Source organism: Nonomuraea sp. NPDC051941, from assembly GCF_044593615.1.
The window spans coordinates 20,615-41,941 of the sequence record NZ_JBIUCF010000028.1; the positions used below are offsets into that span (position 1 = coordinate 20,615).

General features: G+C 70.6%; 21 protein-coding genes. 13 read left to right on the forward strand and 8 right to left on the reverse strand.

The window, feature by feature from the left end; translation table 11 throughout:
* Nucleotides 1-67 precede the first annotated feature (67 nt).
* From ACIHFD_RS38205 to ACIHFD_RS38225, 5 genes are read left to right on the forward strand one after another with little or no spacing between them, the layout of a single operon-like run.
* Entirely contained in the window at nt 68-1,654 is a 1,587-nt protein-coding gene (locus ACIHFD_RS38205; protein WP_397371136.1) for an ABC transporter ATP-binding protein, read from the forward strand.
* Nucleotides 1,654-2,796, forward strand: coding sequence for an ABC transporter permease (locus tag ACIHFD_RS38210; RefSeq protein WP_397371137.1), 1,143 nt, complete (start codon nt 1,654-1,656; stop codon nt 2,794-2,796). Before ACIHFD_RS38205 ends, ACIHFD_RS38210 begins: the two co-directional genes overlap by 1 nt.
* Nucleotides 2,793-4,076 (forward strand): ABC transporter permease, encoded by a 1,284-nt coding sequence (locus tag ACIHFD_RS38215; RefSeq protein WP_397371138.1) that lies wholly within the window; start codon nt 2,793-2,795, stop codon nt 4,074-4,076. Before ACIHFD_RS38210 ends, ACIHFD_RS38215 begins: the two co-directional genes overlap by 4 nt.
* Complete coding sequence (locus ACIHFD_RS38220) at nt 4,073-4,471, forward strand: cytidine deaminase (protein WP_350731303.1); 399 nt, start codon at nt 4,073-4,075, stop codon at nt 4,469-4,471. The genes ACIHFD_RS38215 and ACIHFD_RS38220 overlap by 4 nt, the downstream gene beginning before the upstream one ends.
* Complete coding sequence (locus ACIHFD_RS38225; RefSeq protein WP_397371139.1) at nt 4,472-5,752, forward strand: thymidine phosphorylase; 1,281 nt, start codon at nt 4,472-4,474, stop codon at nt 5,750-5,752.
* A gap of 109 nt (nt 5,753-5,861) precedes the next feature.
* Here ACIHFD_RS38225 and ACIHFD_RS38230 read toward each other — a convergent pair whose 3' ends face one another.
* Nucleotides 5,862-6,248 carry a MarR family transcriptional regulator gene (locus tag ACIHFD_RS38230; protein WP_350731306.1) on the reverse strand — a complete coding sequence of 129 codons (387 nt, stop codon included), beginning with the start codon at nt 6,246-6,248 and terminating at the stop codon, nt 5,862-5,864.
* An 87-nt stretch (nt 6,249-6,335) separates the two neighbouring features.
* Here ACIHFD_RS38230 and ACIHFD_RS38235 point away from each other — a divergent pair, with 87 nt between their 5' ends.
* A complete protein-coding gene (locus ACIHFD_RS38235) occupies nt 6,336-7,742 on the forward strand; it encodes an MFS transporter (protein ID WP_355190490.1) in 1,407 nt (468 codons plus the stop codon).
* A 54-nt stretch (nt 7,743-7,796) separates the two neighbouring features.
* Here the strand turns inward: ACIHFD_RS38235 and ACIHFD_RS38240 are convergent, their stop codons facing one another.
* Nucleotides 7,797-9,563: a hypothetical protein gene (locus tag ACIHFD_RS38240; protein WP_397371140.1), complete on the reverse strand. Its 1,767-nt coding sequence runs from the start codon at nt 9,561-9,563 to the stop codon at nt 7,797-7,799.
* 89 nt (nt 9,564-9,652) lie between these two features.
* On the opposite strand from ACIHFD_RS38240, the gene ACIHFD_RS38245 reads away from it, so the two are divergent.
* The 4 genes from ACIHFD_RS38245 to ACIHFD_RS38260 are packed head-to-tail and all read left to right on the forward strand — an operon-like array spanning nt 9,653 to nt 12,300.
* Nucleotides 9,653-10,231, forward strand: coding sequence for a hypothetical protein (locus ACIHFD_RS38245; protein WP_397371141.1), 579 nt, complete (start codon nt 9,653-9,655; stop codon nt 10,229-10,231).
* Nucleotides 10,232-10,235: 4 nt separating this feature from the next.
* Nucleotides 10,236-10,586, forward strand: coding sequence for a cupin (locus ACIHFD_RS38250; protein ID WP_350731311.1), 351 nt, complete (start codon nt 10,236-10,238; stop codon nt 10,584-10,586).
* Between the two features lie 32 nt (nt 10,587-10,618).
* Nucleotides 10,619-11,692, forward strand: a complete 1,074-nt coding sequence (locus tag ACIHFD_RS38255) for an adenosine deaminase (RefSeq protein WP_350731313.1) — start codon at nt 10,619-10,621, stop codon at nt 11,690-11,692.
* Nucleotides 11,689-12,300 (forward strand): PH domain-containing protein, encoded by a 612-nt coding sequence (locus ACIHFD_RS38260; RefSeq protein ID WP_397371142.1) that lies wholly within the window; start codon nt 11,689-11,691, stop codon nt 12,298-12,300. Before ACIHFD_RS38255 ends, ACIHFD_RS38260 begins: the two co-directional genes overlap by 4 nt.
* On the opposite strand, the gene ACIHFD_RS38265 is transcribed toward ACIHFD_RS38260, so the two are convergent.
* From ACIHFD_RS38265 to ACIHFD_RS38275, 3 genes are read right to left on the reverse strand one after another with little or no spacing between them, the layout of a single operon-like run.
* The gene (locus ACIHFD_RS38265) at nt 12,290-13,018 is read right to left on the reverse strand and encodes an enoyl-CoA hydratase/isomerase family protein (RefSeq protein ID WP_397371143.1); all 729 of its coding nucleotides are present in this window, start codon (nt 13,016-13,018) and stop codon (nt 12,290-12,292) included. The two genes, ACIHFD_RS38260 and ACIHFD_RS38265, sit on opposite strands and share 11 nt — an antisense overlap.
* Entirely contained in the window at nt 13,015-14,511 is a 1,497-nt protein-coding gene (locus ACIHFD_RS38270) for an AMP-binding protein (RefSeq protein ID WP_397371144.1), read from the reverse strand. The genes ACIHFD_RS38265 and ACIHFD_RS38270 overlap by 4 nt, the downstream gene beginning before the upstream one ends.
* Nucleotides 14,471-15,175 (reverse strand): TetR/AcrR family transcriptional regulator, encoded by a 705-nt coding sequence (locus ACIHFD_RS38275; protein WP_397371145.1) that lies wholly within the window; start codon nt 15,173-15,175, stop codon nt 14,471-14,473. The genes ACIHFD_RS38270 and ACIHFD_RS38275 overlap by 41 nt, the downstream gene beginning before the upstream one ends.
* 81 nt (nt 15,176-15,256) lie before the next feature.
* On the opposite strand from ACIHFD_RS38275, the gene ACIHFD_RS38280 reads away from it, so the two are divergent.
* Entirely contained in the window at nt 15,257-16,072 is an 816-nt protein-coding gene (locus ACIHFD_RS38280) for a MerR family transcriptional regulator (protein ID WP_397371146.1), read from the forward strand.
* 52 nt (nt 16,073-16,124) lie between these two features.
* On the forward strand, nt 16,125-16,610 hold the full coding sequence (locus ACIHFD_RS38285; protein ID WP_397371147.1) for a GyrI-like domain-containing protein: 486 nt from the start codon (nt 16,125-16,127) through the stop codon (nt 16,608-16,610).
* Between the two features lie 43 nt (nt 16,611-16,653).
* Here ACIHFD_RS38285 and ACIHFD_RS38290 read toward each other — a convergent pair whose 3' ends face one another.
* Complete coding sequence (locus tag ACIHFD_RS38290) at nt 16,654-17,883, reverse strand: serine hydrolase domain-containing protein (protein WP_397371234.1); 1,230 nt, start codon at nt 17,881-17,883, stop codon at nt 16,654-16,656.
* 246 nt (nt 17,884-18,129) lie between these two features.
* On the opposite strand from ACIHFD_RS38290, the gene ACIHFD_RS38295 reads away from it, so the two are divergent.
* A complete protein-coding gene (locus tag ACIHFD_RS38295) occupies nt 18,130-18,888 on the forward strand; it encodes a helix-turn-helix domain-containing protein (protein WP_397371148.1) in 759 nt (252 codons plus the stop codon).
* Nucleotides 18,889-18,890: 2 nt separating this feature from the next.
* Here ACIHFD_RS38295 and ACIHFD_RS38300 read toward each other — a convergent pair whose 3' ends face one another.
* Nucleotides 18,891-20,525 (reverse strand): phospho-sugar mutase, encoded by a 1,635-nt coding sequence (locus ACIHFD_RS38300; protein WP_397371149.1) that lies wholly within the window; start codon nt 20,523-20,525, stop codon nt 18,891-18,893.
* Entirely contained in the window at nt 20,522-21,325 is an 804-nt protein-coding gene (locus ACIHFD_RS38305) for a purine-nucleoside phosphorylase (RefSeq protein WP_363962342.1), read from the reverse strand. The genes ACIHFD_RS38300 and ACIHFD_RS38305 overlap by 4 nt, the downstream gene beginning before the upstream one ends.
* Nucleotides 21,326-21,327: the final 2 nt, after the last annotated feature.

The following is a 21,327-nucleotide window of genomic DNA, read 5'->3' on the forward strand; positions in this document are numbered from 1 at the left end:
GCTGAGGGCCCGGAGTCCCCACTTCGGGCCTTCTGTCTATCCCCCGCCCCCCGCTAGGAGAGGCGAAATGAGTGCTGACACCCTGGCCACGGCGAAACCCGCTGTAGAGCTGGAGGGCATCACCAAGCGTTTCCCCGGTGTCGTCGCGAACCACGACATCCGCATCACCGTCGAACCAGGGACGGTGCACGCCATCGTCGGGGAGAACGGCGCGGGCAAGTCAACGCTGATGAAGATCCTGTACGGCATGCAGAAGCCGGACGAGGGCACCATCAGGATCAACGGCGCCGAGGTCAGCTTCCGTACGCCGAGCGACGCCATCGGCGTCGGCATCGGCATGGTCCACCAGCACTTCATGCTGGCCGACAACCTCACCGTGCTGGAGAACGTCGTCCTCGGGGCCGAGCCGAAGAAGGCCGGCATGCTCGACATGGCCTCCGCCCGGAAACGCATAACCGAGCTGGCCGAGAGCCACGGCCTGCGGGTCGACCCCGACAAGCTCGTGGAGGACCTCGGCGTCGGCGACCGCCAGCGCGTCGAGATCCTCAAGGTCCTCTACCGAGGCGCGCGCATCCTCATCCTCGACGAGCCGACGGCCGTGCTCGTGCCGCAGGAGGTCGAGGAGCTCTTCCAGAACCTGCGCGAGCTCAAGGCCGAGGGCCTGACCGTCATCTTCATCTCCCACAAGCTCGACGAGGTGCTCGGCATCGCCGACGCGATCACCGTGATCCGGCGCGGCACCACGGTGGCGAGCGTGGACCCCCGCGAGGTCACGGCGCGCCAGCTCGCCGAGCTGATGGTGGGCAGCGAGCTGCCCACGCCCGAGACCCGCGAGTCCACGGTGACCGACGTCGTGACGCTGCGGGTCGCCCAGGTCACCATGGAGGCCGACGGCTACCACGCCGCCGCCGACCCGGCCAAGCTGCGCGAAGAAGGCAAACGGCTGCTCCTCGACGACGTGTCGTTCGAGATCCACCGGGGCGAGATCCTCGGCATCGCCGGTGTCGAGGGCAACGGCCAGTCCGAGCTGATCGAGGCGATCATGGGCATCCGGCCCGCGCACGGCAGCATCGAGCTGGACGGCCAGGACATCAGCCAATGGTCCACGCTCAAGCGCAGAGAGTCCGGCATCGGCTACATCCCGGAGGACCGGCACCGGCAGGGCCTGCTGCTGGAGGCCTCGCTGTGGGAGAACCGCGTGCTCGGCCACCAGACCAGGAAGCCCGCGCGCAGCGGCATCTGGATCAACCGGCGGGCCTCGAAGGCCGACACCGAGCGCATCGTCAAGGACTACGACGTACGCACGCCCGGCGTCGACACGCTGGCCCTGGCCCTGTCGGGCGGCAACCAGCAGAAGCTGATCGTGGGCCGCGAGATGAGCGGCGAGCCGAAGTTTCTCATCGCCGCCCACCCCACCAGAGGCGTGGACGTCGGCGCGCAGGCCGCCATCTGGGACCACCTGCGCAACGCCAGAGCCGCCGGGCTGGCCGTGCTGCTCATCTCCGCCGACCTCGACGAGCTGATCGGCCTGTCCGACACGCTCCAGGTGATCTACCGCGGGCGGCTCGTGGCCACGCTCGACCCTTCCGACATCACGCCCGAGCGGCTGGGCGGCTACATGACCGGCGCCATCGCCGGCACTGAGGAGACGTGATGCCCGCCGGGCTCAACCGGGCGCTGCTCACCGTGGCGGGCGCCGTCGTCGCCATCGTCCTCGCGATCGCGATCTCCAGCGTGGCGATCATCGCGGCGGGTGCCAGCCCGCTCGACGCGTTCGCCGCCTTCTTCGACTTCGGCGCGAGGCCGCAGGCCGTCTCCAACGGCATCGCGGCCTTCCTCAACCGGGCCGTGCCCCTGTTCATCGCCGGTCTCGCGGTGGCCGTCGGCTTCCGCATGAACCTCTTCAACATCGGCGTTGAGGGCCAGTACCGGCTCGCGGCCATCGTCGCCGCGTACGTGGGCTCGACGTTCGAGGCGCCCGCCCCGATCCAGATCGCGGTGATCATCGTGGTCGCCGCGGCCGTCGGCGGCCTCTACGCGCTGATCCCCGCGGTCATGAAGGTGACCAGGGGCGTGAACGAGGTCATCGCCACGATCATGCTGAACTACGTCGCGATCAACATCGCGTCCTACCTCGTACGCGGTCCCTTCGCGGGTCAGCGCGCCGCGGGCCAGCTCACCACGACCACGCCGCAACTGCCCGAGTCGGCCATGTTCCCCAGCCTGAACTTCCTGTTCGAGGGGTTCGGCCTGCTCCCGCCCACGCGCGGCGGTGGCCTGTGGGGCTTCCTGATCGTGGCGATCGTGCTCGGCGTGGTGATCTGGGTGGTGCTGGAGCGGACCCGGTTCGGCTTCAACGTCAAGGCCAGCGGCCTCAACGGCCCGGCCGCGCTCGCCTCCGGCGTGAACCCCAAGACCATGGTCATCGCGGCGATGGTGCTGTCCGGCGCCATCGCCGGGCTCATCGGCCTGCCCGAGATCCTCGGCGACAAGGGCGCGTTCAACTCCAACTTCACCGCCGGTCTGGGCTTCCTCGGCATCGCGGTGGCGCTGCTCGGCAGGAACAAGCCCGTCGGCATCGCGGTCGCCGCGTTGCTGTTCGCCTTCCTCGACCGGGCGCAGGGCCCCCTGCAGATCGCGAACGTCCCGCCGTCCGTCATCACGATCATCCAGGGCGTCACCGTCCTGCTGGTCGTCGTGGCCAACGAGGTGACGACCCGCCTCGCGCTCAGACTCGAGGAGCGCCGGGCCGCCCAGCAGCTCAGCAGCAAGACCCCGGTTGAGGTGGCAGCATGACCAGGCTAAGCAAGTACCACCTGGCGCTCATCGGAGTCGCCGCGCTCATCCTGCTGATGTCGCTGGTACGCGTCGTGTCCGGCCAGAACGACATCACCTCGTCCGGCATGTTCGCCGCCGCCCTGATGCTGGCGGTGCCGATCGCCCTGGCCGGCCTCGGCGGCCTGTGGGCCGAGCGGGCCGGCGTGGTCAACATCGGCCTCGAAGGCATGATGGTGCTCGGCACCTGGTTCGCCGGCTGGGCCGGATACCAGTGGGGCGCCTGGGCCGCGCTGCTGGCCGGGCTGCTCGGCGGCGCGCTCGGCGGCCTCATCCACGCCATCGCGACCGTGACGTTCGGCGTCGACCACATCATCAGCGGCGTCGCGATCAACCTGCTCGGCCCCGGCATCACCCGCTTCCTGTCCGAGGTGTTCTACAAGGACGGCACCGCCGCGGCGGACGCGGGCGCGGGCTTCACCGGCTCACCGGCGATCACCTCGCCCGCGCCGACGCCCAGCCTGCCGCTGCTCTCCGACGGGCCGGACCTCCTGGGCAAGCTGGAAGGGACTCACTGGTTCCTCCTCTCGGACCTGGCGGGCATCCTGCGCGGGCTCACGCACGAAGTGAACGTGCTGGTCATCCTGGCGGTCCTGCTGCTGCCCCTGACGTTCTTCGTGCTCTGGCACACCCCGTTCGGGTTGCGCCTGCGCTCGGTGGGCGAGAACCCGTGGGCGGCCGAGTCGCTGGGCGTGAACGTCTACCGGATCAAGTACTTCGCGGTCGTCATGTCCGGCGCGTTCGCCGGGCTCGGGGGCGTGTTCCTGGTCTTCGTCTCCTCCAAGTACGTCGAGGGCCAGACGCAAGGGCGCGGCTTCATCGGCCTGGCCGCCATGATCTTCGGCAACTGGCGCCCGGGCGGACTCGCCATCGGCTCCTCGCTGTTCGGCTACGCCAGCGGGCTCCAGCTGCGCAGCACCACTGGGGCGATCACCTCGTTCTTCCTGTTCGGCGCCATGCTGCTGCTCATCTACCTGATCGTCAGGGTCCGCCGGATGTTGTCACCCGGCCGGCCCGCCGAGCTCGAGGCCAGGAGCGCCAGGGAATATACGCTGATGGCGGTCGCCGCCGCGGGCATGGTCGTGCTCTTCTGGCTCTGGCGGACCGTCGACCAGCTGCCGAGCGAGTTCGTCTTCATCACACCACACGTGCTCACGCTGATCGTGCTCCTGGTGGCTTCGCAGCGACTGCGAATGCCCAAGGCCGACGGCGTGCGCTACCGCCGGGGAGAACAACATTGAGCACCATCAACTGGGATGGCCTGCGTTTCGAGGCCACGCAGGCCATGCACAACGCGTACGCGCCGTACTCGAAGTTCCCCGTGGGGGCGGCGGCGCTGGTGGACGACGGGCGGATCGTCACGGGCTGCAACGTCGAGAACGCCTCCTACGGCGTGGGCCTGTGCGCCGAGTGCGGCCTGGTGTCGGCGCTGCAGGCGACGGGCGGCGGCCGGCTGGTGGCCTTCACCTGCGTGGACGGGCACGGTGAGCTGCTGATGCCGTGCGGGCGCTGCCGTCAGCTGCTGTACGAGTTCGGCGGTGAGGACCTGCTGGTCGAGACCGTGGACGGGCCGAAGCGGATGGCGGAGATCCTGCCGTACGCGTTCGGCCCCCAGGACCTCAGCCGGAGCGCCTGAATGGACGCGATCGAGGTCATCCGCGCCAAGCGTGACGGCGGCGAGCTGACCACGGCCCAGATCGACTGGGTGATCGACTCCTACACGCGCGGCGGCGTGGCCGACGAGCAGATGTCCGCGCTGGCCATGGCCATCCTCCTGAACGGCATGAACCGCCGCGAGATCGCCGACTGGACCCAGGCCATGATCCGCTCGGGCGAGCGCATGGACTGGTCCGCGCTCGACCGGCCCACCGCCGACAAGCACTCGACCGGCGGCGTCGGCGACAAGATCACGCTGCCGCTGGCGCCCCTGGTGGCGGCGTGCGGGGCGTACGTGCCGCAGCTCTCGGGCCGCGGCCTCGGGCACACCGGCGGCACGCTCGACAAGCTCGAGTCGATCCCCGGCTGGCGGGCCTCGCTCTCCAACGGCGAGATGCTGCAGGTCCTGCGCTCGGCGGGCGCGGTCGTGTGCGCGGCCGGGTCGGGGCTGGCACCCGCCGACAAGAAGCTGTACGCGCTGCGCGACGTCACCGGCACCGTCGAGTCGATCCCGCTGATCGCCTCGTCGATCATGTCCAAGAAGATCGCCGAAGGCACCGGCTCGCTCGTCCTCGACGTGAAGGTGGGCTCGGGGGCGTTCATGAAGACCCCCGAGACGGCTCGGGAACTGGCCGAGACCATGGTGGCCCTCGGGACGGACGCCGGGGTGCGCACCGTGGCCCTGCTGACCGCGATGGACCGGCCGCTGGGCCTGGCCGTGGGGAACGCGCTGGAGGTCGCGGAGTCGGTCGAGGTGCTCGCCGGAGGCGGGCCCGCCGACGTGGTGGAGCTGACGGTACGGCTGGCGCGCGAGATGCTGGAGGCGGCCGGGGTGTCGTCCGGCAAGGACCCCGCCAAGGCCCTCGCCGACGGGTCGGCCATGGACGCGTGGCGGCGGATGATCCTGGCGCAGGGCGGCGATCCGGACGCCCTGCTTCCCCAGGCGGCCGAGACCCTGACCGTGGAGGCGCCCGCGTCCGGGGTGGTGACCCGGCTGGACGCGTACGCCGTGGGCCTGGCCGCCTGGCGCCTGGGCGCCGGACGGGCGCGCAAGGAGGACCCGGTGTCGCTCGGGGCCGGGATCACCCTGCACGCCAAGCCCGGGGACCTGGTGCGGGAAGGGCAGCCGCTGATGACGCTGCACGCGGACGAGACGGCTCGGTTCGAGCGCGCTCTGGAGGCGCTGGAGGGCGGCTACGCGGTGGGCTCGGCGGGCGAGGAACACCTCCCCTTGGTCATCGACCGCATCACCGCCTCCTGACCTCCCCACCCCCGGCGGCCGCCGCGCCGCGCATCCAACCCCCGAAGGACGCCGGCCACGATCGGCGGGGTCGTCCATGAGGTCCTTCCCGGGGGGAAGGCGTCGGGTGTCAGCGGGCCAGGGCCGGGGCGTCGGCGAAGATCTCCGCGAGGACCGCGCGCTGTGTCGGGAGGGCCTCGGCGTGGCGGGCGCGGCCCTCGTCCGTGATGCACACGAACACACCCCGCCGGTCCGCGTCGCAGACCCCGCGTGACACGAGCGCGGCCTTCTCCAGGCGGGCCACCACCCGGGACAGGGCGCTCTGGCTCAGGTGGACCTCGTCGCAGAGCTCCTGGATGCGCAGCTTCCGGTCATGATGGACGATCCGGTCGAGCACCTCGAACTCGCTGGGCCCCAGCCCATGTCGATCCCCCAGCTCGCGCTCCAGGGCGCACATGCCCTTGGCGTGCTTGGCCAGGACGTAATGCCAGGTGTCGACCACGAACTCCTCGTCCATGTCGCGGAGGTTACCACTTCGCTAAAACTTATGCAACGGCATTAAATGCGTTTGCATTAGATGCATCCGCATGTATCGTTCTGTCCCATGTCCTCTTCCTCATCCCGTTGGGGCGCGCTCGCCGTGCTCTGCGCAGTGATCTTCCTTGACGCCCTTGACGTCTCGATGGTCGGTGTCGCCCTGCCTGCCATTCAGCACGATCTGGGCCTGAGTACGTCATCTCTGCAGTGGGTGGTCAGCGGCTACGTGCTCGGCTACGGCGGTCTTCTGTTGCTCGGGGGCAGGACCGCCGACCTGCTCGGGCGGCGCAGGGTGTTCCTGGTCGCTTTGGGTGTCTTCGCCGTCGCGTCGTTGCTTGGTGGCATTGTGGACGACGGCGGGCTGCTGATCGCGGCCCGGTTCGTCAAGGGTGTGGCCGCCGCGTTCACCGCCCCCGCGGCCTTGTCGATCATCACGACGACTTTTCCTGAGGGGCCCGAGCGCAACAAGGCGTTGAGCATCTTCACCGCCTGCGGCGCGAGCGGTTACTCGCTCGGCCTCGTGCTGTCCGGCCTGCTCACCGAGATCGGCTGGCGCTGGACGCTGCTGATGCCGGTCCCCGTGGCGATCCTCGCCCTGCTGGTCGCGCCGAGGGTGCTGCGCGGCCGCGACGAGCGGGCCGAGGGCGGTCACGACCTGATCGGCGCTGCGCTGATCACCGCGTCCATGCTGCTGCTGGTGTTCACGGTCGTGCAGGCGCCGGAGGCCGGGTGGGCCTCGCTGCAGACCATCGGCTCGCTGGTGGCGGTGGCCGTGCTGCTCGGCCTGTTCGTCTTCACCGAGCGGCGGATGCGGCACCCGCTGGTGCGCCTCGGCATCCTGCGCTCCGGCCACATCGTCCGCGCCAACCTGGGGCTGCTCATCCTCATGGGCTCGTACGTGGCCTTCCAGTTCGTGGCGATGCAGTACTTCCAGAACCTCCTCGGCTGGTCGGCCCTGGGCACCGCCCTGGCGTTCCTGCCCGCCGGCCTGCTGGTCGCGCTCACCTCGACCAAGATGGGCGACTTCGCCGACAGGTTCGGCACCGGCAAGCTGATCGTCATCGGCTCCGCCGCGCTGGCCGGCGGGTACGCGATGTTCCTCGGCATCGACCGCACCCCCAGCCTGGGCGGCATGGTGATCCCGGGCATGCTCCTGATGGGCATCGCGTTCGCGCTGTCGTTCCCCTCGCTGAACATCCAGGCCACCACCGGCGTGGACGACGACGAGCAGGGGCTGGCCTCCGGGCTGCTCAACACCTCCGGCCAGGTGGGCGGCGCGATCGTGCTGGCCGTGGTCACCGCCGTGCTCACCTCGGGCGGCGGTGAGACGCTCTCGATCGGCTCGCTGCGCTCGGCGATCGTGGTCTCGCTGGTGCTGGCCCTGGTCGGGCTGGCGATCTCGGCGACCGGGCTGCGCGCCCGCAAGGCCCAGGCCGTCGAGAGCGAGAGCGTCAAGGCCTACGAGACCGTCTGATCAGCGGCGTTTGTCACAGAAAGGGCTCCGTCGTCCCGGCGGGGCCCTTTCTCGTCATTTCAGCGCGCCGATAGGGGAGTCGTAGCCGATCCACTCCTCGCCCCCGAAGTCGGCGCTCTTGCCCGACCGGACGTTCACCTTGGTCAGGTAGGCGTCCTCGTCGTCCTCGTCGGGCTGGCGTACCAGGACCTCGTCGGCGCTGAGCCAGCGCTCGACCGCGATCACCCCGTAGTCGTCGAGCGCCGTGCGGGAGCCGAAGACGCGGCCGGTGCGGGCGTTCATGGTGACGAGCCGCTCGTCGGCCGACACCAGGGCCAGCGTGCGGCCGTCCGGGGAGAGCGCGGCACCGTACTCGAGGAGGCCGGGGTCGACGCGGTAACCGCCCGCGCGGCCCCTCGCGCCCTGCAGCCTGAGGGTGGCGACCGACGCGTGGCCCGGTACGTCGTCCACGTCCATCTCGTCGCTGACCACCCGCGTGCCGTCGTTCCCCACGGCCAGGATCTTGATCTTGGTTCCGCTGACGTGCCGGGTCGCGCCGGTGTCGAAGTCGAGCATCGCACCGTCGGCCGCGCCGAAGTCGAGGGCGAAGTACCGGCCGTTGGGCGAGGAGGTGATGTGAGGGAGCGTCTCCTCGTGCTTGATGTCGATCTTCTTGACGACGCCCGTCGGCAGGTCGTGCACGACGTACGAGCCGTCGCGGTGCCGGTAGGCCAGGCGGTGGCCGTCCTGGCTGATGGCGAGGGGCAGGGCGACGAGCGTGTCCTCGTCGTAGCCGGCCCGCGCGGCCTGCAGCCGCCACTCCTTGCCCGACAGGGTCGTCAGCCGCCACTGGCCGCAGGGTTGCGGGTCGCCGGGGTCGGAGGAGGCGCCCTCGCAGTAGTCCGTGTACGCGTACCGGACGGCGTCGCCCAGCTTGTCCGGCATCGCCATGGGGACCTCGTCCTGCGGCGTGAGGGCGGTGCTGCCGTCGTCGGCCGCCTTCTCCAGGTTGCCCGCCAGGGTGCTCGCCGCGATCACGACCAGGGCCGCGAACGCGCCGACGGCGCCTGCCGACGCGGCCGCCCACAGGGTGACGCGGAGCCTGCGCCGCCTGCCGATGCGGGTCAGGACGGGCTCGGAGAGGTTGGTGTGCGGCATGCCGGCCGCGATCCGGACCAGGGCGGCACGCAGGCCTGGCTCGTCGGTGTCCGACCCCTGGGTGGGGACTGCCCACGGGGTGGCTTCCGTCTCATGAGCGGTGCCCGGCGGATCCTCCGGGGCGACCCACGGCGCCTGGTCCGCCGCCTCCCGCACGTCACCGTCCGGCTCCGAGGGCGCGTCCTCGTCCGGCTCCGAGGGTGCGTCACCATCCGGCTTCGGGGGCGGGGCGTCACCTGGCTCCGAGGGCTCCGAGGGCTCCGGCGTTTCGTCGCGCGTGAAGAGGTCGGGGTGCGCGGCCCGGAGGAGGACGAGGGCCTGGTGTGCCTCCTCGTCCAGGGCGGCGGTCCACAGGCCCGTCACCATGGCCACCTGCTCCGGCGGCAGCGCGTCGTGGTAGCGCGCCACGAGCACGGCTCGCGCCGTGGGCGGCAGCGTGGCCAGCGCGTGGTCCTCGGGTGCGGGCGGTGGCGCGGCGGCCAGGAAGCGCGCGTACAACTCACGCAGCACCTCCACGGCCGGCTGGCCCCAGCGGATGGTGGACCAGCGGCGGCACGCCGTGACCAGCGCCTCGACCGCCAGTTCGCGGGCCCGGTCCGCGTCACCCGTCAGCAGGTACGCGGTCCGCGCGAACGACGGCGAGTAGTTGGTCAGAAAGATCGGTAAATCGCCAGACTTTTTCACGTATATAACTCCTCGTGGGGTGATCAGGGTACTCGGCAGGGCGGGAAGCCCGGTCGCATGCGGGACCGCAGGCCGGGCATCTTGGAGGTATGCGCCCGTCATCCCCGCGAGCGGGCTCCCGGCTTCTCGCCTCGCTCGCCTGCCTGGCCCTGCTCACCGCCTGCGGCCAGGCCGTCCAGACCGCCCTGCCGCAGCAGCAGCCCGCCGCCACCCGGACGGACCGGCCGGGGCCCGACACGCCGACGAGCACGGCCGAGGTGGACGTCCAGCGCGACGGGATCGAGCCCGCCGTCGTCACGGGCGTCCGGTTCGCCGGTCACGACACGTACGACCGCCTGGTCATCGACCTCAAGGGCAAGGTCCCGGGCTACAGCGTCGAGTGGGTGGACGAATTCGTCGAGGACGGCTCGGGCAAGCCCATGGACGTGAACGGCGGCGCGTACCTTCAGGTCACGCTCGTCCCCGCGAACGCCCACGACACGAAGGGCAAGCCCACCTGGAAGGGCGGCCCCGTCTTCCCCACCGGTCTGCTCAACCTCACCGACGTCGTCAGGACCGGCGACTTCGAGGGACACGTCGGCATCGGCCTGGTGCTGGCCAGGAAGGCCGCGTTCCAGGTCAAGGAGCAGGGCGGTCCCAGCCGCCTGATCATCGACGTGGCACACTGACGTCGTGGTGAGAAAGATCGAGGGCCCGGCCCGCATACCCGTACCCGGCGGCAAGCTCATCGACGAGCACATCGGCCGCGTCAGCAGCGGCGACGACGGGATCTCCATAGCGCACATGACCGCCCCTCCCGGCTGGGAGGAGCCGCCTCAGCGGCCGCAGTTCATCGAATACACGGTGGTGCTGCGCGGCCTGGTGATGGTGGAGCACGCCGAGGGCACGACCGAGGTCGCGGCCGGGCAGTCGGTGGTGACGTCGCCGGGGGAGAGGGTCCGTTACAGCGCAGGTCCCGAGGGTGCCGAGTACATCGCGGTGTGCCTGCCGGCCTTCTCCGCCGAGAGCGCAGGGCGCGACTGAGCCGTACGCGAGGGACGCCCTATCATGGCCAGATGAGTCCCACGCTTGACGAGATCCGGCGGGCTCCCAAGGTGCTGCTGCACGATCACCTCGACGGCGGGCTCCGCGCCGAGACGATCGTCGAGCTGGCCAGGGAGACCGGCTACGATCGGCTGCCCACCGACGACCCCGACCGCCTGCGCCACTGGTTCGAGGAGGCGGCCGACTCCGGCTCGCTCGAGCGCTACCTGGAGACGTTCGCCCACACCGTGGGGGTCATGCAGACGCGCGAGTCGCTCGTCCGCGTGGCCGCCGAGTGCGCTCAGGACCTCGCGGCCGACGGCGTGGTCTACGCCGAGGTGCGGTACGCGCCCGAGCAGCACACCACGCGCGGGCTGAGCCTCGACCAGGTGGTCGAGGCGGTGCTCGAAGGGTTCAAGCAGGGCTCGGAGGGGCGCGGGATCCGGGTCGGCACGCTCCTGACGGCCATGCGGCACCAGGCGCGGTCCATGGAGATCGCCGAGCTGGCCGTGCGCTACCGCGACGTGGGCGTGGTGGGGTTCGACATCGCGGGGGCCGAGGCGGGCTACCCGCCCACGCGGCATCTCGACGCGTTCGAATACCTCCAGCGGGAGAACGCCCACTTCACCATCCACGCGGGCGAGGCGTTCGGGCTGCCGTCGATCTGGCAGGCGATCCAGTGGTGCGGCGCCGACCGGCTCGGCCACGGCGTACGGATCATCGACGACATCTCCGTGTCCGAGGACGGCTCCGCCAAGCTGGGACGGCTGGCCGCGTACGTGCGTGACAAGCGCATCCCGCTGGAGATGTGTCCCACCTCCAACCTGCAGACCGGGGCCGCCCCGTCGATCGCCCAGCACCCCATCGGGCTGCTGCGGCGGCTGCACTTCAGGGTCACGGTCAACACCGACAACCGGCTGATGAGCTCGACGAGCGTGTCGCAGGAGTTCGCCAAGCTGGTGGAGGCGTTCGGCTACGGCTGGGACGACCTGCAGTGGTTCACGGTCAACGCGATGAAGTCGGCGTTCCTGCCGTTCGACGAGCGGCTGGCGCTGATCAACGGGGTTATCAAGCCGGGGTTCGCGCAGCTCAAGTGGCAGCCGTGAAACAGACCTACCGGTCCAAGACCGCGTTCGTGCTCGCCTGGGTGTGGCTGGCCTTCGTCGCGTTCAACGTCTGGGACCTGATCGCCCACTACACCGGTAAGTCGTCGCTGGTGGCGCTGGCCGTGCTCGGCGCGCTGACCGCGCTGGTCTACGTGATCGCGATGCGCCCCGCCACCGTGTTCACGGAGGCGGGGCTGATCGGGCGCAACCCGCTGCGCACGACGTTCCTGCCGTGGGCCTCGATCGAGGACGTGACGGTGTCCCACTCGATCAACGTCGAGTACGGCGAGGAGCGGGTGCTGCGGTTGTGGACGCCGATGAGCAGCGCGCGGGAGCGGGCCAGGGCGCAGCGGCGCGGGGCGCCCAGGCAGCAGCGCGGACGCTTCAGCACCGAGCCCACGCTGTCGAAGGCCGAGCAGGCGGCCGTGGAGGCGTTCGCGGGGAAGACGCACGCCGACTGGGTGGGCGACCAGATCCGCGACCGCGCCGAGTCGGCCAGGCGCCGCGAGGAAGAGGCGGCGCCGGCCCGGGTCACGTGGTCCTACGACTCCATCGCGGTGCTGGCGGCGGCCGTGGTCCTGCTGGTGGTGGCGATCGTCATCGCCTAGCCCGGTTGACGAAGCGGGACATGCCCTCCTGGGCGATGCCCGACTCCTCGACCTGCTCGGCGGCCTCCGTCTCCCTCTCGAAGGCGCGCTCGACCTCGTCCCGGGACGGCCTGAGAAGTGCCAGGTGGACCGCCGTGGCCGTGCCCGGCCGGGTCCAGTGGCGTACGCGTTCGATCGCCGCATCCAGCAGCCGCTCCTGGGGGACGATCTCGTCCAGCAGGCCCGTGGCCAGGGCCTGCTCGGCGGTCATCCGGGTCGAGTCGAGCACCAGCTTCAGCGCCCTGGCGCCCACCAGGCGGGGGAGCAGGTAGCTGGCGGCGTTCGAGACGGACAGGCCGATGTGGTTCTCCGGCAGGAAGTACTCGGTCGCCGGGGTGCCGATGCGGGTGTCGAAGCACAGCGTCCACTCGGCGGCCCCGCCCACGGCCAGGCCGTTGACCGCCGCCACGACCGGGACCCGCGTCTCCAGCACCGCCCTGGTCATGTCGTGGAAGAGCTCCACCTCCTCGACCAGCGACTTGCCGGCGGCCTCGTGGATGTCCTCCCCGGCCGAGAACGCCCGGCCGGTGCCGGTGACCACGACGCCCCTGACGTCCTCGCCGCACGCGCGGATCGCGGCCGCGAGGTCGCGGCGCATGCCCGCGGTGAGGGCGTTGAGCTTCTCGGGGCGCGCGAGCGTGATGAGGGCCACCCCGTCGCGTTCGGTCACTTCGATCATGCTCTCTCCTTGGGGATCGCGATGGCGGGGGCGGCGCGCTGGTCTCTTTTTGGATCGAGGAGGTGGCGCTTCTCGATGCGGGACGACGGGGTGAGCGTGAACTCCGCCACGAACTCCACGTACTCCGGGATCTTGAAGCGGGCCAGCCGCTCCCTGGCGTGGCCGATGATGCTCCCGGCCGTCCCGGCGTCGGGGACGTGTCCCGGGCGGAGCTGGATGAACGCCTTGGGCAGCTCGCCGAACAGGTCGTCCGGAACGGGCACCAGCGCGGCCTGGAGGACCGCGGGGTGCTCGGTGAGCACGCCCTCCACCTCGGCGCACGAGATGTTCTCGCCACCCCTGCGCACCATGTCCTTCAACCGCCCGGAATGGTGGATGTAGCCGTGCTCGTCGCGGAAGCCGAGGTCGCCCGTGTGGTACCAGCCGCCCCTGAACGCGTGGGCGGTGGCCTCCGGGTGGTTCCAGTAGCCGTTCATCATGGGCGTGCCTCTGACCAGGATCTCGCCGGTCTCGTCGTCCAGCGTGACCTCCTTGCCCGGGTACGCGAGCCCCATGGCGCCGGTGCCGACCGTCTCCACGGCGTCGATGGGCACCCCCAGGTCGGGGCCGCTCTCCGTGGATCCGTACAGCTCGCGCCATGGCGCGCCCCAGCGCTCCTCGAACGCCCGGTGCAGGTCCGGCCGGATGCCCGAGCAGAGCACGAGGCGCATCCGGTTGTCGCGGTCGTGGGGATGGGGCGGCTGCTTGTGCAGGAGGAGGGGCATCGAGCCGAGTACGTACGTGAGCGTCGCCCCGTGCTCCCGGACCGAGGCCCAGAAGCCGGAGGCGGAGAAGCGGGGGAGCACGACGAGGGGGATGCCGCCGACGAGGCAGAAGAGGGTGGCCCACTGGGGGTCCATGTACGAGTACGGCTGGGCGATCAGCATGACGTCGTCGTCGCGCAGGCGGACCTGGTCGGCGATGAGCCGGGCGGTCCTGAGCCAGTAGGCGTGGGTGAGCATGCAGGCCTTGGGGAAGCCGGTGGTCCCCGACGTGTACTGAAAATTCGCGATTTCGTGGGTCAAAGCCTGGCGCTTGCCACAGTGCTCCCCACGGTGCTCCCCACGGTGCTCCGCACGGTGCTCGGCGTCGAGGACGTAGACCGTACCCGGGATGTGCGGGGCGTGCTCGTCGGTGGTCAGGGTGGCCACGGCGCCCGAGTCGCGCAGGACGTGCTCCAGGTCGGCGGCCCGGTAGCGGACGTTCACCGGCACGGTGACCGCGCCCGCCTTGAGCACGGCCAGCCAGCTCAGCGGCCAGCCGGGGACGTTGTCCATCATGATCGCCACCCGGTCGCCCGGCCGGACGCCCTTGTCGATCAGCGCGGCGGCCAGGCCGTCGGACCGGGCGTCGGCCTCGGCGAAGGTGAGCGAGGTGTCGGGGAAGCGGAGGAACTCGCGCGTGCCGTACGTGCTAGCGGCGTGCCTCATCAGGTCGGGGATCGTTGCGTGCATCCGGCGGCTCCCAGGGGAAGTCGGGCAGCAGGGAGAGGTCGAGGGTGGCCCCGGCCGGGGCGGGCGCGCGGACGGCGGCCAGGCCGATCGTGACGAACTCGGCGCACACCTGCTCCAGCGTGGAGTCCCCGTCGGGGCGGTACCACTCGCTGGTGCCGGTGCACATGGACATCAGGGCGAGGCGGGTCAGCTTCTGGTCGGCGACGCGGAACACACCCTGGGCGACGCCGTCCGCGAGGGCGTCCTTCCAGTGGGCCTCGTACGCGTCGCGCAGGGCGATGATCTCGTCGTGGGCGGCGGAGCCGGGGGTGAGGGAGCGGAGTTCGCCGTCCATGACGCGGCTGGTCATGGGGCTGAGCGCGTGGACGGAGGTGAGGGAGCCGATCAGCAGGGCCAGGCGGTCGGTGGGGTTGTGGACGTTTTCCAGCATGCGTTCCGTGGCGTCGATCAGCCCTTGCTGGCCGACGCGCATGAGATCGGCGAGCAGGGACTCCTTGCTCGTCACGTGGTGATATATCCCGGCATTGGTCATGCTGACCGCTTTGGCCAGGTCGCGGATGCTCGTGGCCGCATAACCCTGCCGGGCGAACAGCAGCACCGCCGCCGTCCTGATCCGCCGGTTCGCATCCTCGCTGGCAGTCCTACCGAACGTTCGGTCGACCATGATGGGAAAAATACCCCATGTCTTACGAAATCGCCATAGGTTGACCCTGACACCGTGTCAGGCCGTAGACCTGGAGCCGTCATGTTCAGCATCGGAGATTTCGCCAGGCTCGGACTGGTCTCGGTACGCATGTTGCGTCACTACGACGCCATCGGCCTGTTGCGCCCCGCGCACGTGGACCCCGTCAGCGGCTACCGGTCCTACCAGGCCGCGCAGCTGTCCCGGCTCAACCGCATCGTCGCGATCAAGGACCTCGGCTTCACGCTGGAGCAGGTCAGCGCCATCCTCGACGAGAAGGTGAGCACGGAGGAGCTGCACGGCATGGTACGGCTGCGCCGCGCCCAGCTCGAAGCCCAGATCAGCGCCGACCTGGCCAGGCTCCGAGGCGTCGAGGCGCGACTGCGCACCATCGCGACGGAAGGGCACATGAGGACAGCCGAAGTCGTGCTCAAGAGGGTGGACCCGGTCCGGGTCGCCGAGCTCAGCGCCAGGGCGGCCAGCTACGAGGGGGAGGACATCGGCCCGGTCATCAAGCCGCTGTTCCGGGAGATCTGCCGCCGGGTGGAGGCCGCCGGGGTGAGCGTCGTGGCTCCCGGCCTGGCCTATTACGTGCCGGACGACGACGGCTCCGTCATGGTGCACACGTGCCTGCCGGTTTCCGTACCGCCCGGCCCCTACGACTTCGAGATCGTCGACCTGCCTCCCATCGAGACCGCGGCCGCGATCATCCACGAGGGGCCGATGGAGGCGGTGGGGCCGACGTTCCAGGCGCTGGCCCACTGGATCGAGGAGAACGGCTATCGCTCCCTGGGCCTGGCCAGGGAGATCTCTCTGCACTGCCCGGAAGACCTGGATGAGTGGGTCACCGAGCTCCAGATCGAAGTGACGTCGGCGTAGCCGATGAGTTTCGACCGCGCGCCCGGTCTGAAGGACGAAGGAGGAACACGACATGCCACAGATCGTCGAATTTCCCGAGCGCCCCTACATCGGGATCCGCAAGACCATCACCATGACCAGCTTCGGCCTGGTCGGGGACCGCATCGGTGGGCTCATCGGCTGGCTCGCCGAGCGCGGGGTGTCCCCGGCCGACGCCCCGTTCTTCAGGTACGACAGCATCAACATGCCGGAGGACCGGCTGGTGGTGCAGGCGGGAGTGCCCGTTCCGGCGCCGGTGGCGGGTGAGGGCGAGATCTTCGCCGACGTCCTGCCCGCGGGCCGCTACGTCACCACCTCCCACCACGGCCACCCGGACCAGCTGATGGGCGTCACCGCCGGGATGCTGAAGTGGGCCGAGGAGCAGGCCCTGACCTGGGACATGACCGAGAAGGACGGGACGGAGCACTGGGGCTGCCGCCTGGAGTTCTACAAGACCAACCCCATGGTCGAGCCCGACCTGAACAACTGGGACACCGACCTCCAGTTCCGCCTGGCCTGACCTTCGAGGGAGAGCGGGGTCCGGAGCGGACCCCGTGCTGCGATCAGTCGTCGATGGCCTGGTAGAGCGTGGTCCAGAAGTCGTTCATCACCCGCGCCGGGTCCGGGACGGTGTATCCGACCTGGGTGAGCAGGATTCCGGTGAGCCGCTTGGCCGGGTCGGCGTAGGTCGAGGTGCCGCTTCCGCCGTCCCAGCCGAACTGGCCGACGGAGGCGTAGTCGCCCCGGTACGTGCGCACCGCCATCCCCAGGCCCCAGCCGCCCTGCTGCCCCTGGCCGAAGGACACGTGGACGCTGTTGACCGCCAGCGCGTGCCGGGCGGCCTGCTGCTCGGCCGTGAGCCGGTTGGTGGTCATCAGCTCCACCGCGGGCCGCGACAGGATCCGCTCGCCGCCGTGCATGCCGCCGTTGAGCAGCATCCGGAAGTAGGCGTGGTAGTCGTCGGCGGTGGAGACCAGCCCACCGCCGCCGCCCTGGAACGCCGGAGCCTGGTTCCACCGTCCGCCCTTGGCCTCGTCCCACACGAGGAACTCGCCGGTCTGCGGGTCGGGGGCGTACAGGTCCGGCAGCCGGTCGATCTTGTCGTCGGGCACGTGGAAGCCGGTGTCGGTCATCCCCAGCGGCTCGAAGATGCGCTCGCGCAGGAACTCCTCGAACGACCGGCCCGTGACCCGGGAGACCAGCACACCGACCAGATCGCTGCTGATCTGGTACTGCCAGCACTCGCCGGGCTGATGCATCAGCGGCAGCTCGCCCAGGCGGCGCATCCACTCATCCTGCTCGGGCACCGGCACCGGCAGATTGGGCGTGAGACCCCGCTCGAAGATCGCGTTCAGGATCGGCGTGCCCAGCGCCGTCATGTCCATGCCGAGCCCGAACGTGGAGGTCAGCACGTCTCGCACGGTGATCGGCCGGCGCGCCGGCACGGTGTCGTCCAGCGGCCCGTCGATCCGCTTGAGCACCTGGTGGTCGGCCAGCTCCGGCAGCCACGCGTCCACCACGTCGTCCAGCCGCAACCGGCACTCGTCCAGGAGTACCATCGCCGCCGCGATCGAGACCGGCTTGGACGTGGAGGCCATCCGGAAGATCGTGTCCCGGCGCATCGGCGCGCCGCCGTCATGACGCATCGTCCCGATCGCCTCGACGTGCGTCTCATCGCCCCGGCTGACCAGGGCGACCAGCCCGGGGATCTTCCCGGACTCGACATGCCGCGTCAGCACCTCACGCAGCCTGCGCAGCCCCGCTTCGGAGAAGCCGCTGTTGCTGTGTTCCATCATGAATCTCCTTGCGCACATTGTTCGGGAATCTCTGAACGACTGCGACACTACATTGCGTTCACTGATCGGTCAATACGCAAAGATGGACTGTTTGCCTGGCTAGAGCGGTCAATCTGGATCTGCTTTGCAATGACAATGGAGCTGAACGCAAAAGGTGATCAAGATGTGGATTGCAATGAGAATCCGCGCGAATGCATACTGTGCAGGCGGGGCCGCACGGCGAGCGACAGGAGACGAGCACCGATGCCCGGAGGCAGACTCACCAACGAGGACCGTCAGCACATCGCCGCGGGGCTGGCCGAGGGGCTCGGATACGCGGAGATCGGCCGGCGTCTGGAGCGGCCCGCCTCGACCATCATGCGGGAGGTCACCCGCAACGGCGGACCCGACGATTACGGGGCGGAGCGGGCGCACGAGGCCACCCGGCATCGCGCGCGCCGTAACAAGCAGGCTCAGCCTCCGGCGTCGCCGATCCCCGACGGCGGCCACGGGCGTGACCCGCAAGAGGTGCGGGACTTCACGGAGTCCTTCACCGCCCTCCTCGTCCAGCAGGGGCTGCCCCAGATGATGGCGAGGGTGCTGGCCTGCCTGTACACCACCGACTCCGGCACCCTCACCGCCGCCGACCTGGTCCAGCGGCTACGCGTCAGCCCGGCGTCGGTCTCGCACGCCGTCGCCTTCCTCGAACAGCAGGGAATGCTCAGGCGGGAACGGGTCCCCGGCAGGCGGCGCGAACGCTATGTCATCGACGACGAGATCTGGCTCCGGTCCATGCTCGCCGGCCTGCAGATGAACGAGGCACTGGCGGCCGCGTCGCGGCGCGGAGCCGAGGTTCTCGGGGCGGCGACCCCGGCGGGCGTCCGCTTCGAGTCCTCCGCCGAGCTCCTTCACCTCGTGAGCGAGGCCTTCCGGCAGGTCATGGAGCAGTGGCGGCAGGGCCAGGCCGCCCGGCACCCGGGCACCCTGACCCCACAGGACGAAACTCCTCCAGGTCCGCGGTAGCTTCAGAGACCCAGGCAGGCGGCCAGGTCGGCCTTCAGAGCTGCGAGATCGCGAGCCGCCTGCTCGCGGGCCTGCGCGACCTCCCCCGTCACCGGCACCACGACCTCCAGATAGCACTTCAGCTTGGGCTCCGTGCCCGAAGGGCGGACGACCACGCGGCCGTCCCCCGACAGCAGGTATCGCAGCCCGTCCGTGGGCGGCAGGCCGCCGTCGCCCTTCGCCAGGTCGTCCGTACGCGTCACCGCCCGGCCGCCCAGCGCGGTGGGAGGGTGGGCGCGCAGGCGGGTCATGGCGTCGGCGATCAGCGACAGGTCGGACACCCGGAAGGAGAGCTGGGACGTCGCGTGCAGCCCGTAGCGGCGGGCCTGGTCGTCCAGGAGGTCCAGCAGCGTACGGCCGGAGCGCTTGGCCGCCGCGGCGACGGCCGCGACCGTGAGGGCCGCGCCTATCCCGTCCTTGTCCCGGACCGGCAGGCCCGCGTCGGAGCCGACGCTGTAGCCGATGGCCTCCTCGTAGCCGAAGACCAGCCCCGGACCCGCCTTGATGATCCACTTGAAGCCCGTCAGCGTCTCGCCGTAGCGGACCCCGTGCGCCCGGGCGATCTTGCCCAGCAGGGTCGAGGAGACGATGGTGGTGGCCACCATGCGGTCGCCGACGGTCTGCGTGATCACGTGCTCGGCCAGCAGGCCGCCGACCTCGTCGCCGGTCAGCATGCGGCACGTCCCGTCCGGCAGCGGGACCCCCACCGCGCACCTGTCGGCGTCGGGGTCGTTGGCCAGGACCAGGTCGGCGTCCAGCTTGGCGGCCAGCGCGATGGCCAGGTCCATCGCGCCGGGCTCCTCCGGATTGGGGAAGGAGACCGTCGGGAAGTCGGGGTCGGGGTCGCGCTGCTCCTCGACGGCCACCGGGGTCTCGAAGCCGGCGGCCAGGAACGCGCCGGTGAGCGTGGCGGCGCCCACGCCGTGCAGGGGCGTGTACGCCACGCGCAGGTCGCGGGCCTCACCCAGGGGCAGGGCGGTCACGGCGGCGAGGTAGTCGTCGACGATGCCCTCGCCGAGCTCCGTCAGCGTGCCGGGACCGTTCAGCGGGAGCCGGTCCACCCGGCCGACGGCGTCGATGGCCGCCGAGATCTCGCCGTCGACCGGGGGCACGATCTGGGAGCCGTCGCCCCAGTAGACCTTGTAGCCGTTGTCGCGCGGCGGGTTGTGGCTGGCGGTGACCGTGACCCCGGCGTCCGCGTCGAGGTGGCGTACGGCGAAGGCCAGCACGGGCGTGGGCAGCGGACCCGGCAGGAGGGACGCGTGCAGTCCGGCGCCCGTCAGGACGGCGGCCGTGTCACGGGCGAACACGTCGGACTTGTGGCGGGCGTCGTAGCCGACGACCACGTGCTTGCCCGGCCCGAGGACCCGGGCCAGGCCCGCGGCGGCGCGCATAACGGTGACGCGGTTCATCCGGTTGGGGCCCGCCCCCAGCTCTCCCCGCAGGCCCGCCGTGCCGAACTCCAGCTTGGCCCCGAACCGGTCGCGCAGGGCCTCCAGGTCGCCGCCGTCCAGGAGCCGGGAGAGCTCGTCGCGGGTCTCCGGGTCCGGGTCCTGGGCCAGCCACTCCCGCGCCGCAAGCACCAGATCCTCGCTCACAGCCGGTCCACCACCTTGGCCAGCAGGACGCCCATGCGGGCCGCCGTGGACCGGCCGACCTCCAGGACCTCCTCGTGGTTGAGCGGCTCGCCCGCCAGCCCCGCGCCGGGGTTGGTGACCAGGGAGACGCCGAGCACCTCCAGCTTCGCCTCCCGGGCGGCGATGGCCTCCAGGACGGTGGACATGCCCACCATGTCGCCGCCCAGCGTGCGCAGCATGCGGATCTCGGCCGGCGTCTCGTACGTGGGCCCGCGGAAGGCCACGTAGACCCCTTCGGAGAGGCTCGGGTCGACCTCGCGCACCAGCTCGCGCAGGCGGCGCGAGTAGACCTCGGTGAGGTCGATGAACGTGGTGCCGGTGATCGGGTTGGCCCCGGTCAGGTTGATGTGGTCGCTGATCAGGACCGGGTCGCCGACGTTCTGCGTCTCGGGGCGCAGGCCGCCGGCGGCGTTGGTGAGCACGAGCGTGCGTACGCCGGCCGCGGCCGCCGTACGCACTCCGTGGACGACCGCGTCCACCCCGAGCCCTTCGTAGAGGTGCGTGCGCCCGAGGAACACCAGCGCGTGCCGTCCCGCCGAGGTGCGCACGACGCGGATCTTCCCGCCGTGCCCCGCCACGGCGGGCGCGCGGAAACCGGGCAAATCGGTGAACGGGACCTCGCTCACCGTCTCGCCGATGGCATCGGCGGCGGGCACCCACCCCGACCCCATGACGAGAGCCACGTCGAAGGTGCCGAGGCCGGTCGCGCTCTTGAGAGCCGCGGCGGCCTCATCTGCCAGGGTGTATGCGTCGTTGGTCACAA

What these genes read in the sequence shown, in the direction of transcription:
- ACIHFD_RS38205 (WP_397371136.1), top strand. Translation starts at nt 68, where the DNA reads ATGAGTGCTGACACCCTGGCCACGGCGAAACCCGCTGTAGAGCTGGAG.
- ACIHFD_RS38210 (WP_397371137.1), top strand. Translation starts at nt 1,654, where the DNA reads ATGCCCGCCGGGCTCAACCGGGCGCTGCTCACCGTGGCGGGCGCCGTC.
- ACIHFD_RS38215 (WP_397371138.1), top strand. Translation starts at nt 2,793, where the DNA reads ATGACCAGGCTAAGCAAGTACCACCTGGCGCTCATCGGAGTCGCCGCG.
- ACIHFD_RS38225 (WP_397371139.1), top strand. Translation starts at nt 4,472, where the DNA reads ATGGACGCGATCGAGGTCATCCGCGCCAAGCGTGACGGCGGCGAGCTG.
- ACIHFD_RS38230 (WP_350731306.1), bottom strand. Translation starts at nt 6,248, where the DNA reads ATGGACGAGGAGTTCGTGGTCGACACCTGGCATTACGTCCTGGCCAAG.
- ACIHFD_RS38235 (WP_355190490.1), top strand. Translation starts at nt 6,336, where the DNA reads ATGTCCTCTTCCTCATCCCGTTGGGGCGCGCTCGCCGTGCTCTGCGCA.
- ACIHFD_RS38245 (WP_397371141.1), top strand. Translation starts at nt 9,653, where the DNA reads ATGCGCCCGTCATCCCCGCGAGCGGGCTCCCGGCTTCTCGCCTCGCTC.
- ACIHFD_RS38255 (WP_350731313.1), top strand. Translation starts at nt 10,619, where the DNA reads ATGAGTCCCACGCTTGACGAGATCCGGCGGGCTCCCAAGGTGCTGCTG.
- ACIHFD_RS38265 (WP_397371143.1), bottom strand. Translation starts at nt 13,018, where the DNA reads ATGATCGAAGTGACCGAACGCGACGGGGTGGCCCTCATCACGCTCGCG.
- ACIHFD_RS38270 (WP_397371144.1), bottom strand. Translation starts at nt 14,511, where the DNA reads ATGCACGCAACGATCCCCGACCTGATGAGGCACGCCGCTAGCACGTAC.
- ACIHFD_RS38275 (WP_397371145.1), bottom strand. Translation starts at nt 15,175, where the DNA reads ATGGTCGACCGAACGTTCGGTAGGACTGCCAGCGAGGATGCGAACCGG.
- ACIHFD_RS38280 (WP_397371146.1), top strand. Translation starts at nt 15,257, where the DNA reads ATGTTCAGCATCGGAGATTTCGCCAGGCTCGGACTGGTCTCGGTACGC.
- ACIHFD_RS38285 (WP_397371147.1), top strand. Translation starts at nt 16,125, where the DNA reads ATGCCACAGATCGTCGAATTTCCCGAGCGCCCCTACATCGGGATCCGC.
- ACIHFD_RS38290 (WP_397371234.1), bottom strand. Translation starts at nt 17,883, where the DNA reads ATGGAACACAGCAACAGCGGCTTCTCCGAAGCGGGGCTGCGCAGGCTG.
- ACIHFD_RS38295 (WP_397371148.1), top strand. Translation starts at nt 18,130, where the DNA reads ATGCCCGGAGGCAGACTCACCAACGAGGACCGTCAGCACATCGCCGCG.